This is a genomic window from Allobosea psychrotolerans, from assembly GCF_002917105.1.
GTDB lineage: Bacteria > Pseudomonadota > Alphaproteobacteria > Rhizobiales > Beijerinckiaceae > Allobosea > Allobosea psychrotolerans.
In genome coordinates this window covers 295,680-309,292 of the sequence record NZ_PQFZ01000003.1, presented here as the reverse complement: position 1 = coordinate 309,292, position 13,613 = coordinate 295,680, and the positions used below count along the sequence as shown (strand labels likewise).

General features: G+C 66.0%; 14 protein-coding genes. All 14 read right to left on the bottom strand.

All coding sequences use genetic code 11. The features are described 5' to 3' along the window. Positions 1 to 74 precede the first annotated feature (74 nt). The 14 genes from CYD53_RS07160 to CYD53_RS07095 all read right to left on the bottom strand — a co-directional run bounded on the left by CYD53_RS07160 (position 75) and on the right by CYD53_RS07095 (position 13,571). Positions 75 to 2,075 carry an acetyl-CoA carboxylase biotin carboxylase subunit gene (locus tag CYD53_RS07160; protein ID WP_103717395.1) on the bottom strand — a complete coding sequence of 667 codons (2,001 nt, stop codon included), beginning with the start codon at positions 2,073 to 2,075 and terminating at the stop codon, positions 75 to 77. Positions 2,076 to 2,194: 119 nt separating this feature from the next. Further along, a complete protein-coding gene (locus tag CYD53_RS07155) occupies positions 2,195 to 2,581 on the bottom strand; it encodes a hypothetical protein (RefSeq protein WP_146055838.1) in 387 nt (128 codons plus the stop codon). A gap of 216 nt (positions 2,582 to 2,797) precedes the next feature. Then, complete coding sequence (locus tag CYD53_RS07150) at positions 2,798 to 3,961, bottom strand: Tle-like phospholipase domain-containing protein (RefSeq protein ID WP_103717393.1); 1,164 nt, start codon at positions 3,959 to 3,961, stop codon at positions 2,798 to 2,800. 65 nt (positions 3,962 to 4,026) lie between these two features. Continuing rightward, on the bottom strand, positions 4,027 to 4,704 hold the full coding sequence (locus tag CYD53_RS07145) for an HAD family hydrolase (RefSeq protein ID WP_103717392.1): 678 nt from the start codon (positions 4,702 to 4,704) through the stop codon (positions 4,027 to 4,029). 26 nt (positions 4,705 to 4,730) lie between these two features. Then, the gene (locus tag CYD53_RS07140; RefSeq protein WP_103717391.1) at positions 4,731 to 4,940 is read right to left on the bottom strand and encodes a hypothetical protein; all 210 of its coding nucleotides are present in this window, start codon (positions 4,938 to 4,940) and stop codon (positions 4,731 to 4,733) included. Positions 4,941 to 5,021: 81 nt separating this feature from the next. Next, positions 5,022 to 5,552: a hypothetical protein gene (locus tag CYD53_RS07135; protein WP_146055837.1), complete on the bottom strand. Its 531-nt coding sequence runs from the start codon at positions 5,550 to 5,552 to the stop codon at positions 5,022 to 5,024. Positions 5,553 to 5,665: 113 nt separating this feature from the next. Further along, positions 5,666 to 7,006 (bottom strand): RluA family pseudouridine synthase, encoded by a 1,341-nt coding sequence (locus CYD53_RS07130; protein ID WP_103717389.1) that lies wholly within the window; start codon positions 7,004 to 7,006, stop codon positions 5,666 to 5,668. Next, complete coding sequence (gene crcB / locus CYD53_RS07125; RefSeq protein ID WP_103717558.1) at positions 7,003 to 7,386, bottom strand: fluoride efflux transporter CrcB; 384 nt, start codon at positions 7,384 to 7,386, stop codon at positions 7,003 to 7,005. The genes CYD53_RS07130 and crcB overlap by 4 nt, the downstream gene beginning before the upstream one ends. Before the next feature lie 157 nt (positions 7,387 to 7,543). Next, positions 7,544 to 7,729 carry a hypothetical protein gene (locus CYD53_RS07120; protein ID WP_103717557.1) on the bottom strand — a complete coding sequence of 62 codons (186 nt, stop codon included), beginning with the start codon at positions 7,727 to 7,729 and terminating at the stop codon, positions 7,544 to 7,546. Between the two features lie 311 nt (positions 7,730 to 8,040). Continuing rightward, positions 8,041 to 9,348 (bottom strand): replication-associated recombination protein A, encoded by a 1,308-nt coding sequence (locus CYD53_RS07115; RefSeq protein ID WP_103717388.1) that lies wholly within the window; start codon positions 9,346 to 9,348, stop codon positions 8,041 to 8,043. Next, positions 9,345 to 10,766: a Do family serine endopeptidase gene (locus CYD53_RS07110; protein WP_103717387.1), complete on the bottom strand. Its 1,422-nt coding sequence runs from the start codon at positions 10,764 to 10,766 to the stop codon at positions 9,345 to 9,347. Before CYD53_RS07110 ends, CYD53_RS07115 begins: the two co-directional genes overlap by 4 nt. Positions 10,767 to 10,877: 111 nt before the next feature. After that, positions 10,878 to 11,837, bottom strand: coding sequence for a tripartite tricarboxylate transporter substrate-binding protein (locus CYD53_RS07105; protein ID WP_103717386.1), 960 nt, complete (start codon positions 11,835 to 11,837; stop codon positions 10,878 to 10,880). Positions 11,838 to 12,028: 191 nt separating this feature from the next. Further along, on the bottom strand, positions 12,029 to 12,445 hold the full coding sequence (gene rplQ, locus CYD53_RS07100) for a 50S ribosomal protein L17 (protein WP_069692132.1): 417 nt from the start codon (positions 12,443 to 12,445) through the stop codon (positions 12,029 to 12,031). 109 nt (positions 12,446 to 12,554) lie between these two features. After that, complete coding sequence (locus CYD53_RS07095) at positions 12,555 to 13,571, bottom strand: DNA-directed RNA polymerase subunit alpha (RefSeq protein ID WP_092177794.1); 1,017 nt, start codon at positions 13,569 to 13,571, stop codon at positions 12,555 to 12,557. Positions 13,572 to 13,613 lie beyond the last annotated feature (42 nt).

The window sequence follows — 13,613 nt, the reverse complement described above, 5'->3', positions numbered from 1 at the left end:
GTTCTCGTCGTGCCGGCAACTCTCGGGCCGGGGGCCGCAATTGGCAAGGAAGAGGCGAAAGCCCGCCCCTGCCCTCAGGCGAATTCCATGATGACGGCGTCGACCGCAAGTGAATCGCCCTCCTTCGCCAGGATCTTGGCGATCGTGACGTCCTTCTCGGCGCGCAGCACGTTCTCCATCTTCATGGCTTCTACCATGCAGAGCGCCTCGCCCGCCTTGACCTCCTGGCCGACCGTGACGGAGACCGCCTTGACCAGCCCCGGCATCGGGCAGAGCAGGAACTTGCCGGTGTCGGCCGCGACCTTCTCCGGCATCAGCGCCGCGAGCTCGGCCTCTCGGACCGTATAGACATAGGCATTCGCATAGGCGCCGGCATGGCCGAGCGCGACGCCGTTGAGGATCGCCCTCACCTGCGCCGCCACGCTCACCCCGTCGAGCGTACCGCGCCAGACCGGCTCGCCCGGCCGCCAATCGCTGACGACCGTAATGCTGCGCTCGCCAAAGGCGATGACGACCGCGCCGGCCTGCTCCGAGACCTCGCCCTCGAAGCGTTCGGCGCCGAGCTGGACGACGCGCATGCGGTCGAAGGCGACCCTGCGCCAGCCTTCCATCTGCGCCGAGACATTGCGCTTGCGCTGGTTCAAGCGGTGGTCGCAGGCGATCGCGATCGCCGCCATCCGCGACGCAACCTCATCCTTGGGCTGCGGCAGCGCGAAGCCTTCCGGGAACTCCTCGGCAATGAAGCCGGTCGAGAGATTGCCTGCGATCCAGCGCGGGTGCTGCATCAAGGCCGAGACGAAGGGGATATTGTCGCGGATGCCGTCGATGGCGAAGGCGTCGAGCGCGCGCGCCTGCGCCTCGATCGCGGCCAGCCGCGTCGGGGCATGGGTGACGAGCTTGGCGATCATCGGATCGTAATAGATCGAAATCTCGCCGCCTTCGAAGACGCCGGTATCGTTGCGCACCGTCGCGTCGCCGTCCGGACCTTCGGCTGGCGGGCGATAGGTCACGAGGCGACCGGTCGAGGGCAGGAAGTTGCGGGTCGGATCCTCGGCATAGATGCGGCTTTCGACCGCCCAGCCTTGCAGCTTCACCTGGTCTTGAGTCAGGCGCAGCTTTTCGCCGAAAGCGACGCGGATCATCTCCTCGACGAGATCGACGCCGGTGATCATCTCGGTGACCGGATGCTCGACCTGGAGGCGCGTGTTCATTTCGAGGAAGTAGAAGGACTTGTCCTGGCCGGCGACGAACTCGACCGTTCCGGCGGAATCGTAGTTCACCGCCTTGGCCAGCGCGACCGCCTGCTCGCCCATCTTGCGACGCGTCGCCTCGTCGAGCAGCGGCGACGGCGCCTCCTCGACGACCTTCTGGTTGCGGCGCTGGATCGAGCATTCGCGCTCGCCGAGATAGATGACGTTGCCGTGCTTGTCGCCGAGCACCTGGATTTCGATATGGCGGGGATCGACGATGAATTTCTCGACGAAGACGCGGTCGTCGCCGAAGGAGGACGCAGCCTCCGACTTGGCGCGGGCAAACCCCTCTGCCACTTCGCCGGCGGAATAGGCGATGCGCATGCCCTTGCCGCCACCGCCGGCGGAGGCCTTGATCATGACGGGATAGCCGATCTCGTCGGCGATGGTCACCGCATGGGCCGGATCCTCGATGATGCCGAGATGGCCCGGTACGGTCGAGACCTTGGCGGCGGCGGCTGCCTTCTTCGATTCGATCTTGTCGCCCATCGCGGCGATGGCGCCGGGATTGGGGCCGATGAAGACGATGCCGTTATCCTTCAGCGCCTGGGCGAAGGCCTCGCGCTCGGAGAGGAAACCGTAGCCGGGATGGACGGCCTGGGCGCCGGTCGCCTTGCAGGCGGCGACGATCTTGTCGATCAGCAGATAGGACTGGGCGGCGGCGGGCGGACCGATATGCACGGCCTCGTCGGCCATCTCGACATGGAGCGCGTCGCGATCGGCATCGGAATAGACCGCGACCGTCTTGATGCCCATGCGGCGGGCGGTCTTGATGACACGGCAGGCGATCTCGCCACGGTTCGCGATCAGGATCTTCGTGAACATCGATGGCATCTCCCGACCGTCTCACCAAATCATTGGCCGCCGGGGTTTAGTGAACGCCGCAGCCGGCGTCCATTGATGCAAAAGTTCAGCCGCTGGCAAGCGGTTGTGCGCAGATGGGCTCAGCTCGCCAACAGCATGCGCTCGGCGCCGAGACCGCGAAGCTTCTCCGAGCCCTTGCGCAGCGCAAAGCCGATCAGGGCTTCGTCGCAGCATTCTGCCTCGCGCACGATCTCGAAGGCGATGCGCTGGGCCGTGGCGCTCGGCCCGTCTCCGGCGCTAAGCGTCGTCACCAGCCAATGCGCCTTGTCACGGTCGATGATCCCCGTCGGACGGCTTTCCCAGACGGCGTAGTCGACGGTGAGCGCGACTAGGTAATCGGCGAAAGCCGCGCAGGCCTCAGGCACCGCCCGATCGAGCGCGACCAGCACATCGATGATATCGCGTGTCATCACGACATCGCTCAAGATCTCACGCTGAAGCATCTTGACGTCTTCATCGTCGATCACGTGATGATCCATCACGCGATCGACGAATTCACGAAGCTCATGACCAATCATTGTTCAATCCTCGTCCGGCTTTGTTTTGTGCCGGTATGTTCCTGTTGCAGGAACACCATGGGTCCGCACCTCCCAGCAGGTGGTTAACGCCCAAATCTGAACGATTATTCAGGTTAAACAGAGCTGATCCGACGTGGTTGCGCAGACGTTACGATCGGCGCCGGCTCACGGACCCGCGCGGGCGATGGCATCGGCCGGCAGGCATTTGCCCGTCCGTCTGGACGCGTAGGGCGAGATGGGCAGAAAGCCGTCATTGTCGGGCGAGCCGGCCTTGCCCTTCGCCAGTTCCAGGAGCCCTGCCGTCAGCGTGGCCAGCGAGTGCTGCGCAAGGATCGAGCCACCGTCGATCAGATTGAAGCGAATATGCCTGATCTGCGGATCGCAGGCCGAAGGCGGATAGACATTGCGTAGCAGCAGGCGCGGATAGGCCAGGATCTCGCCATGCTCATAGACGCGCTCGATCTTGAGCCCCCTGGAATTATCGACACGCTTCTTGGGATCGAGATCGTAATAGCCGGTGACGAAACTGGGATCGAAGGCGAAGACACGCCGGACGCGGCCGTCGCGATAGGCCGCCTGCTGCGCCAACCCGCCGCCGAGCGAGTGGCCGATGGCGACGATTTCGGTGCGGCCCCGGCGATAGCAGGGATAGCGTTCGACGCGGTCGAGGATCGGGCCGATATGGTCCTGCACCTGCTCGTATTGATCGTAGAGCGGCAAAACCCGCGTCAGAAACCGGAAATTCGAGCGCCAGTCGTCGCGCTGGCTCCGGTCGGTGCCGCGAAAGCCGAGGATCACCTCGCGGCAGAACCGCGTTCCTTGGCGGCCGGATTCTTGGCGGCCGAATTCTTGGCGACCATGCGTCCAGACCTGCAAGCCCAGCCCGTCGAGAATGCGGCCCCTTGGCGACTCGTCCAAGGTGCAATCACCCTCGCGCCCGCCGAAACCGAAATCACGACGCGGGCTCGGCGCGCCACGGCAGTCGTTGATCAGCGTCTCGGCCAGCGCCCAGGGGGCAAGCCAGGGCCGCGCCAATGTCCCGAAGGCCTGGTCATCGTCGCGCTGCGCCACCGCCTCTCTGGAGCCGGTCGCCAACGGCTTGGCGACGCCGTAGAGCGCATCGTCATAGGCAGCCAGCGAGAGCAGCGCATAGCCGACAACATAAGGAGCTACATCTCTGGCCGGGAGCGCTTTCGCATCCTCGGCACCGACACGCACGCGCGCATAGTTCTTGTCCTGGACGATCTCGATCGTGCCGCACGCAGCAAGGGCGAGCGCCAGGACAAACGCCGTCGCCAGCTTCCCGACCGGCACAATCACCCTCGTCATCGCCGCCCCCGCCTTCAACCTAACGTAGCGTTATCGCCTGCGCTGGCAAGACAGGAGGGGCGAGTTCAGGCAGGCTCCGTCGCCAACACGTCGAGCAGTCCCGGCAGCTCGGACATCTCGCCGAGCACATGCCGGGCGCCCAGCGCGACGAGGCTCGTTGCGGGCTGGAAACCCCAGGACACCGCGATCGGCGTAACGCCGGCGGCGACCGCCATCTCGATGTCGAAGGAGCTGTCTCCGACCATCGCGCAACGCTCCGGCTTCGCACCGGTCTCGGCCAGCGCCCGCAGGATCATGCCGGGATGCGGCTTGGACAGCGCGTCGTCGGCGGTCTGGACCGTTGTGAACAACGCGTTCCAGCCATAGCGCTCGATGATGTACTCCGCGCCCCGGCGCGATTTGCCGGTGGCGACGCCGAGCTTCAACCCTGGCCGGGTCGAGAGAACCGAAAGCATCTCGGCGACGCCGGGATAAAGCGGCTCGGCCAGTGCCGGATCGGCCTCCGCCTGATGACGCATCGCGCCAAACACCTCTCGATAGGTTTGGGTCAGCGCATCATCGGGCTTGTCGAACCCGGCCAAGCGCATCAAGGCGATGTCGAGCGTCAATCCGACGATCCCGAGCCCGGCTTCACGGCCGGGATGGGCGAGCCCATGCCTGGCGAAGGTTTCGTATTGGGCACCGAGAATGATCGCTTCGGAATCGATCAGCGTGCCGTCGAGGTCGAAGATGACGAGATCCATGGCGCGGCTTTAGAGGTTGTCATGGATTATGGGAAGGATTTGATGGTCAAAACGACGGAGATGCGACGCTGCAGCTCCGTCGTTTTGCCCTCACCCCGCGGGGCGCGGCGATTTTGCGCGACTGCGGCGCCGTTCTCCCTGGCAAATCGGACGGTTTGCGTCCTCGAACTCTTTGCGTCCTCGAACTCCTGGCATTCGCGCAAAATCGCCAGCGTCAAATCAACCCCATAGGCCATGACAACCTCCGGAGCATGACGCCGAAAACGGCCAATCGGTTTCGGCGTCATGCCATGTCATGCGCGGACAGCGCCGCCGTGTCAGGATCGCGTCGCAGCCGGGGTCTGCTCCGCGCCGGACTTGGCCTCGCGGGCGCAGCTGTCGACTGCCTTGCGCAGATCATCCCCGTCGAGCCCCTTTCCGCGCGCCTCCTTGCGGCAGGCTGCGCGCTGGGCGAGATCGGGACGCTTGGCATTGAAGCAGGCGACAAGCGCGGCCGTACGGGTGGAGCCTTCGAGCTTCTGGCCGTCGACCTCCTCCTTGCAGGCGGAGCGGGCCGCAGCCGCGGTCGGCTTGCCGTCGCGCGTCACCCCGTCGCGAGCGTAAAGCTGCACGCCGGGAAATTTGGCCTGGAGGCAGTCGCGCATCGCCGCGCGCAGGTCATCGCCGGAGAGCGCGACATTGTCGGCAAGGCACTCCTTGCGCGCCTTGGCGCGGACTTCGCGCGGCACGGGTTCGTCGGGGGCGGCAGCCACTGCGGCCGCCTGGCGCGGCGCGGGCGCCTGCGCAACAGCCGGAGCCGCGACGCAAAGGGACAGAGACAGGCCAGTGAAGAGAACGGCGAAACGCATCATCGGAGCACCTGCGTAAGAGTGATGGGAACATAACTAGAACATAATCCAGTTTGTTCCGCAACTGTTCTCTTACGCTTCGTCAGCGCCCGCGAACGAAACGGGATCTGCCCCTATTCGTCGGGCGCATCGACGATCGGATCGTAGCGCTCATCCTCGAAGCCGAGCAGGTTCCAGGACTGGCGCATATGCGGTGGAAGCGGCGCGCTGACATCGATCGTGCCCTTGCCGCGCGGATGCGGCAGCACGATGCGGCGCGCCAGCAGATGCAGCTTGTTCTGGATGCCGCCGGGCAGTTCCCAGTTCTTGATGTTGAAGTATTTCGGATCGCCGACGATCGGGTGACCGATATGAGCGGCATGGGCGCGCAATTGGTGGGTACGCCCCGTCACCGGCTTGAGCGAGAGCCAGCCGAGCTTCTGCGCAGCGGTCTCGACCACGGCGTAATAGGTCACGGCATGCATCGCGCCGTCGTCGCCATGCTTGGCGACCGCCATGCGCTGATCGCCGTCATAGGCCTCCTCGCGGGCGAGATAGGTCGAGATCCGGCCCTGGCGTACGCGCGGCACGCCCGCGACCAGCGCCCAATAGACTTTGCGCGCCGAGCGCGAACGGAAGGTCTTGGCCAAAGTCGCCGCGGCAAAGCGCGATTTCGCGATGACGAGGCAGCCGGCGGTGTCCTTGTCGAGCCGGTGTACCAGGCGCGGCTTCTGGCCGTCCTTGCCCATCATCGCGTCGAGCATCTGGTCGACATGGCGCGTGGTGCCCGAGCCGCCCTGCACGGCGAGCCCCGCCGGCTTGTTCAACACGATGACGTCGTCATCCTCATAGAGCGTGATCGAGCGCAGGAAGCCGAGCGTGTCGTCATCGGCCTTGAGCGAGCGCGGCCGCTGCTCCTGCGGTTCGAGCTTGAGCGGCGGGATGCGCACGGTCTGGCCCTCTTCGAGCCTGTCCTTGCTGTCGGCCCGCTTGCCGTTGACGCGCAATTCGCCCTTCCGGACGATACGCTGAATATGGCTGAAGGAGAGCTGCGGAAAACGTGCCTCGAGGAAACGGTCGATCCGCATCTCGTTCTCATCCGCCGTCACCACGAGCTGCTGCACGCCGGTGGCGAGCACCTGCGCCGTCTCGGCCTTGACCTCGGCGCGCGTCGGCACATCCGTCACCGGCGCTTTGCGAGGCGCCGCAGGCTTGCGTGGGCCAGCCGCGCGCGGCACGGGATGATGCGGAGCCGGGTTGCGCGTCGGCTCGGTGCGCACGACATCCTCGTCCCGCTCCGGCCGAGGCCTGGCCGAAGCCCGCGCCGAGCGGCGCGCATCATGGCTCGGGCGCTTGCCCTTTGCAGCCAGTCCCCTGGGCGCACCCGAGGCCGGAGGCCTGCCGCCACGCTTCGGTCCGCTGCCCTTGGGGCCGCCGCTCTTGGGACCGCCCGGCCCCCTGTTTCCGGTTCTCATGTCAGTCCCCGCATGATCGCAAGGCCGCCGACCAGCGCCGCAAGCGACACCACGACGGAGCCGAGGACATAGGCCGCAGCCAGCATCGCCTCGCCCCGCTCCCAGAGCAGGATCGCGTCGAGCGAGAAGGCGGAAAAGGTGGTGAAGCCGCCCAGGATGCCGGTGGTCAGGAACAGCCGCAGATCCTGCGGCGTGCCCTCGCCGGCCTTGAAGGCGAACCAGCCCGCGACCAGACCCATCAGGCCGGAGCCGACGATGTTGATAGCGAGCGTGCCATAGGGAAAGTCGGGGCCGACCCATTTGAGCGAAGCGAAATTGACGCCGTGCCGCAGCACGCCGCCGATGCCGGCGCCGAGAAAGACGAGGAGCGTGGAGATCATCCGTTTCGCATAGAGCGCGAGGCGGCGGCGCACAAACGAAATCGCAGCGGTGTCATCCCGCACGTGCTGAGGCACGCAGTGCTGCTGCGCAGGTGCGGGACCTCAATCCGGACAAAACGAAAGGCCGCCCGTCCGGCCTGGGCCCCGGTGGCAGGCCTCACCGCCGGAATCGAAACCGCGCCAACAGCGGGCGTACATAGAGTTCGACGACGATCGTCAGCACGATGAAGACCAGAGCGATCGCCAAGGCGACGATCCAGTAGCTGATATCGTCTTTCGAGACGAACCAGCCCGCGATCAGCGCGGGAACGATCAGGAGAAGGCGCGCGATGAGAGAGAACATGGGCGCTCCGGCCGCGATGCCTGAGGCAGGCGTTGTCGGGAACGATAGACGCGGACCGGTGCGTCGCGCCTTGCGATCGATCAAGTTGGATCCTCCGCGCTCAGCCCTCGCACGCTCCGGCGGATTGTCGACGCGCTGACGGTCATCTGATAGGGCGGCAGCAGCAAGCTCGGCAGCCGCCGCTTCCGTCACTATCCGTTGTTCGCCACCCGGATCGGCATCGTAAGCAGCTGACCATTCCGCCTGGCATTGATGGAGCGCTTCATAATCCGGCGAATGGTCAGAAAATTTTGCGCGCCGATTTCGAAAAATTACATCCCCCGCTCGCGCCGCAGCTTCTCCCAATACTCCAGCCGCTTGCGGATCTCGCGCTCGAAGCCGCGCTCGGGCGGATCGTAGAAGCGCTGCCGGCCAAGCGCGTCGGGCCAGTAGTTCTGGCCGGAGAAAGCGTCAGGCGCGTCATGGTCGTAGGAATAGTCGGCGCCGTAGCCTTCTTCCTTCATCAGCTTGGTCGGGGCGTTGAGGATCGTCTTGGGCGGCATCAGAGAGCCGCCCTGCTTGGCCGCTCGCACAGCCGCCCCGTAGGCCTTGTAGGCAGCGTTCGATTTCGGCGCGGTGGCGAGATAGATCACCGCATTGGCGAGAGCGAGCTCGCCCTCGGGTGAGCCGAGCTGCTCATAGGTCTCGGCGGCGGCACGCGCATGCAGCAGCGCCTGCGGATCGGCCATGCCGATATCCTCCACCGCCATCCTGACCAGCCGCCGCGCCAGAAAGCGCGGATCCTCGCCGGCATCGAGCATGCGGGCGAAATAGTACAGCGCCGCGTCGGGGTCGGAGCCGCGGATCGTCTTGTGCAGGGCCGAGATCAGATTGTAGTGACCGTCCTGCGCCTTGTCGTAGATCGGCGCGCGGCGCTGGATGACCTCGGCCAGCCCCGCCTCGTCGAAGACCTCATCGGGCTTGGCGGCGCGCCAGAGCTCCTCGGCCAGCGTCAGCACGGCGCGCCCGTCGCCATCGGCGAAGCGGGCAAGCGCCAGGCGCGCCTCCGGCGTCAGCGGCAAGGATCGGTTTTCCAGAAGCTCGGCCCGGCCGAGCAGGAACAGCAGCGAGCCCTCGTCCAGCGACTTGAAGGTCAGCACGCGGGCGCGCGACAAAAGCGCGGCATTGAGCGCGAAGGACGGGTTTTCGGTGGTCGCCCCGACCAGCGTGATCGTGCCGTCCTCCATCACGGGCAGGAAGGCGTCGAGCTGGGCGCGGTTAAAGCGATGGATCTCATCGACGAAGAGCAAGGTGCCCTTGCCGCCGAACCGGCGCCCGCGCGCCAGCTCGAACACCTTCTTCAGGTCGGCGATGCCGGAGAAGATCGCGCTGATCTGCTCGAAGCCGAGATCGACCTGCCCCGCGAGCAGGCGCGCCACGGTGGTCTTGCCGGTGCCGGGCGGCCCCCAGAAGATCAGGCTGCCGAGCGAGCCTGAGGCGACGAGCCGCGTCAGCGCCCCGTCATGCCCGGTCAGATGCTCCTGCCCTGCGACCTCCGCCAGCGTCGTCGGGCGCAGGCGGTCGGCGAGCGGGCGCGGTCCGGACTTGTCCAGCCCGGAGGCGGCGAAGAGATCGCTCACCCCGGGAAGACCGAGGTCACGGTCTGGCCGCCGCGCGAGATCGTCACTTCCCAGGCGCGCCTGCGCTCCTTGGTGGCGTTCTCGATATCCCGCGACGTCGCCATGCGCTCGCCATTGAGCGCCTGGATGATGTCGCCCTTCTGGAAGCCGACGCGCGCCGCCACGCTGCCCTCCTCGATCTCGCTGACGGCGACGCCCTCGGTCGCGGCGTCGATCGAAAGCTCCTCGGAGACGGCCGGCGACAGGTTCATCACCGTAAGCCCCGCCAAAGGCGAGCGCCCCGCCAGCACGACGGCGTCGCGCGGGCGGGTTTCCGGCGCCGGGATCAGCTTGACCGGAAGCGTCAATCGCTTGCCGCCGCGCAGCACGGTCAGCCCGGTCGTACCGTTGAGCGGACGGGTGGCGAAGCGATAGCCGAAGGCCTCGGGATCATCGACGCCGACCCCATCGATCGCCAGGATCACGTCGGAGCGGCGCAGCCCGGCTTCAGCGGCCGGCCCCTTCTCGACCACGCTGGCGACGACGGAACCCGCCGGCCGGTCGAGACCGAGCCCGTCGGCGACATCGGCCGTCAAGGCCTGGAGCCGGGCTCCGAACCATGGCCTGCGCACCGTCGTCGCGCCCGCTCGCGCGCTCTCGACCACGACGCGCACCATGGCGGAGGGGATGGCGAAACCAATGCCGATGCTGCCGCCCGAGCGCGAGAAGATCGCGGTGTTGATGCCGACGACGCGGCCCTGCATGTCGACCAGCGCTCCCCCGGAATTGCCGGGATTGATCGCCGCGTCCGTCTGGATGAAGGACTGCGCGTCGCCGACGCCGATCTGCGTGCGCGCCAGCGCCGAGACGATGCCTTGCGTCACCGTCTGGCCGACGCCGAAGGGGTTGCCGATCGCCAGCACGATATCGCCGATCTCGACCTTGTCGGAATCGGCGAGCTCGATCGCGGCGAGATCCTTGACGCCCTTGAGCTTCAGCACGGCGAGATCAGTGCGCGGATCGCGCAGCAGGATCGTTGCCTCGACCTCACGCTTGTCGGCGAAGGCGACCTTGACCTCGCTCATGCCCTCGATGACGTGGTTGTTGGTGACGACGAGGCCCGAGGCGTCGACCACGACGCCGGAGCCGAGCGAGCGCTGCACGCGCTCCTGCGGCACGCCGAAGCCGCGATCGCCGAAGAAGCGGCGGAAGAACGGATCGTCCATGAAGGGGTTGCGCGGCTGCTTCTCGACGCGCGCACCATAGACGTTGACGACGCTCGCCACGCTCTGGCGCACGATAGGCGCAAAGGAGAGCGTGATCTGCTGGCGGGTCTCGGGAACCTGCTTCGGCTGGGCCTGGACGGCGCTCTCCATCGCGACCGCCATCAGCAAGGCGAGCGGTACGGCAAGGTGGATGGGTCTCGAACGGCCTGGCATCAACGCCTCCTCTGCAGCGCCGCAACAGCGCTGGCCGAGAAATAGGCCGGCCGGCTCAGCTTTTCCAGCGTCTAGAGGCTGTTGTGAGCCATGGGGCGCAGATGCCCTGCCTCACTTGTCCTGCAGCAGCAGTCGGTAACGCTCGATTTCGCCGGGCACGAAGCCTGCGACGAAGGCAGGGGTCATCTCCTCCGCCGTGGGCGGGACCGAGGAGAGCTCCTTGAATCGACCTTGCAGCGTCTGGCTCGAAAGCGCTGTTTTCAAAGCCTCATTCAGCTTGGCGATGATCGGCTGCGGCGTGTTCTTCGGGGCAAACAGTGCGTTCCAGCCCTGCGCCTCGAAGGCCGGCAGGCCGGCCTCCTTCGAGGTCGGAACATCGGGCAGGCTCGCAAGCCGTCCCGGCGTCGCCACCGCCAGCGCCTTCACCTTCTTGCTTTCGACCGCGCCGTACAAGGACGTCGCCGCATCGCAGACACCGTCGATCTGCCCGCCCATCAGGTCGTTCAGCGCCGGACCTGCGCCGCGATAGCTGACCAGTGCCACATCGACGCCGGCCGCCTTCACGAAATTGCGGCAGATCAGATAATTCGACGAGCCGACGCCGGCATGGCCGAGGCTGACCTTGCCCGGATTGGCCTTGGCGTAAGCGACGAACTCCATCAGGTCCTTGGCGGGGAAATCGAGCTTCAGCGCGATCATCGGCGAGGTCTTGGCGACGAGGCCGATCGGCGCGAAATCGGCATTGGTGTATTTGAGGTCGGGATAGATCGTATAGGAGGCGGCGTTGGTGCCGCTATTGCCGATCACGATCGTATAGCCGTCCGGCTCGGCGCGGGAGGCACGCGTCAGGGCGGTCGCCCCGCCTGCCCCGCCCATATTCTCCATCACGATGCGCTGCCCGAGCGCCCGTCCCATCTCGTCGCCGACAAGGCGCGCAATGACGTCCGAGGAGCCGCCCGCCGCAAAGGGCACGATCATGGTGATCGGCTTGGAGGGGTAGCTGTCTTGCGCGGCGGCTGGCGCGGCAACCGCAAGAACGCCGGCCAAGGCAATGGCGGCACGCAGCGACATCTTTGCAATCACGTCTGATCCCCCTTGGCGTCGGCTTCTCGGGCCGATTTGGCGCCCCAGGCTAACAGCGGTGCGCGAACGCGCAAAGGCTGACGGTAATAACAATCATCCGCAGCAATAGCCAAAGCGCGAAACGAAAAAGGGCGGCCCGAAGACCGCCCTTTCGAAATTGCCTGGGATGGAGAGACGGCTCAGGCCGCCTCGTCTTCCGCCGTGAAGACCGGGCCGGAATCCTTGCCCTTGGCCTCGACATCGCGATCGACGAACTCGATCACAGCGAGCGGAGCATTGTCGCCGAAGCGGAAGCCCGCCTTCATGATGCGCAGATAGCCGCCATTGCGCTCCTTGTAGCGCGGGCCCAGCACCGCGAAGAGCTTGCCGACCAGAGCGACGTCCTTGATCTGCGCGATCGCCTGGCGGCGGGCATGCAGGTCGCCGCGCTTGGCAAGCGTGATCAGCTTTTCGACGACCGGACGCAGATCCTTGGCCTTCGGCAGCGTGGTGGTGATCTGCTCGTGCTTGATCAGGGCCTGGGACATGTTGGCGAACATCGCCTTGCGATGCTCGACCGAGCGGTTGAAACGACGACCGCGGAAACCGTGACGCATTTTGGCTCTCCTATCAGTTACGGCCGCCGTGCCACGGTACGGCCGTTCTTTATGCTCCGGCGCTTATGCGCCGTGCGAATGGCGCAGGCGAACGCCTGCGCCCGATTGCTCAGTAATGCTCCTCGAAGCGCTTCGCGAGCTCTTCGATGTTCTCCGGCGGCCAGCCGGTGACGTCCATGCCGAGATGGAGGCCCATGGTGGCGAGCACTTCCTTGATCTCGTTCAGCGACTTGCGGCCGAAGTTCGGGGTGCGCAGCATCTCGCCCTCCGACTTCTGGATCAGGTCGCCGATATAGACGATGTTGTCGTTCTTCAGGCAGTTCGCCGAACGCACGGAAAGCTCGAGCTCGTCGACCTTCTTGAGCAGCGCCGGGTTGAAGGGCAGCTGCGGCGCGGTCGAGACGGCCTCTTCCTTGCGCGGCTCCTCGAAGGTGATGAAGACGGCGAGCTGGTCCTGCAGGATGCGGGCGGCGAGCGCCAGCGCATCCTCGGGGGTGACCGAGCCGTTGGTCTCGATCTGCAGGGTCAGCATGTCGCGATCGAGGTTCTGGCCCTCGCGGGTGTTCTCGACGCGGTAGGAGACCTTCTTGACCGGCGAATACAGGCTGTCGACCGGGATCAGGCCGATCGGCGCATCTTCCGGGCGGTTCTGCTCGGAGGGGACATAGCCCTTGCCGGTATTGACGGTGAACTCCATGCGGATCTCGGAGCCCTCGTCCAGCGTGCAGAGCACGAGATCGGGGTTCAGGATCGAAACGTCGCCGATGGTGTTGATGTCGCCGGCGGTGACGGTGCCGGGGCCCGTCTTGCGCAGGGTCATGCGCTTGGGGCCTTCGCCCTGCATCCTGACCGCGATCGCCTTGATGTTGAGGACGATGTCGGTGACGTCCTCACGCACGCCGGGGATCGAGGAGAATTCATGCAGCACGCCGTCGATCTGGACGGCGGTGACGGCCGCGCCCTGGAGCGAGGACAGCAGCACACGACGCAGCGCGTTGCCGAGCGTCATGCCGAAGCCGCGCTCCAGCGGGCGCGCGATCACGGTGGCGTGGCGCTTCGGGTCGTCGCCGACCTTGATTTCGAGCTTGTTGGGCTTTGACAGATCCTGCCAGTTCTTGCTGATCACGACCGCACTCCTGGTGCTTGAATTCAATGGCGGCGGCGGGCC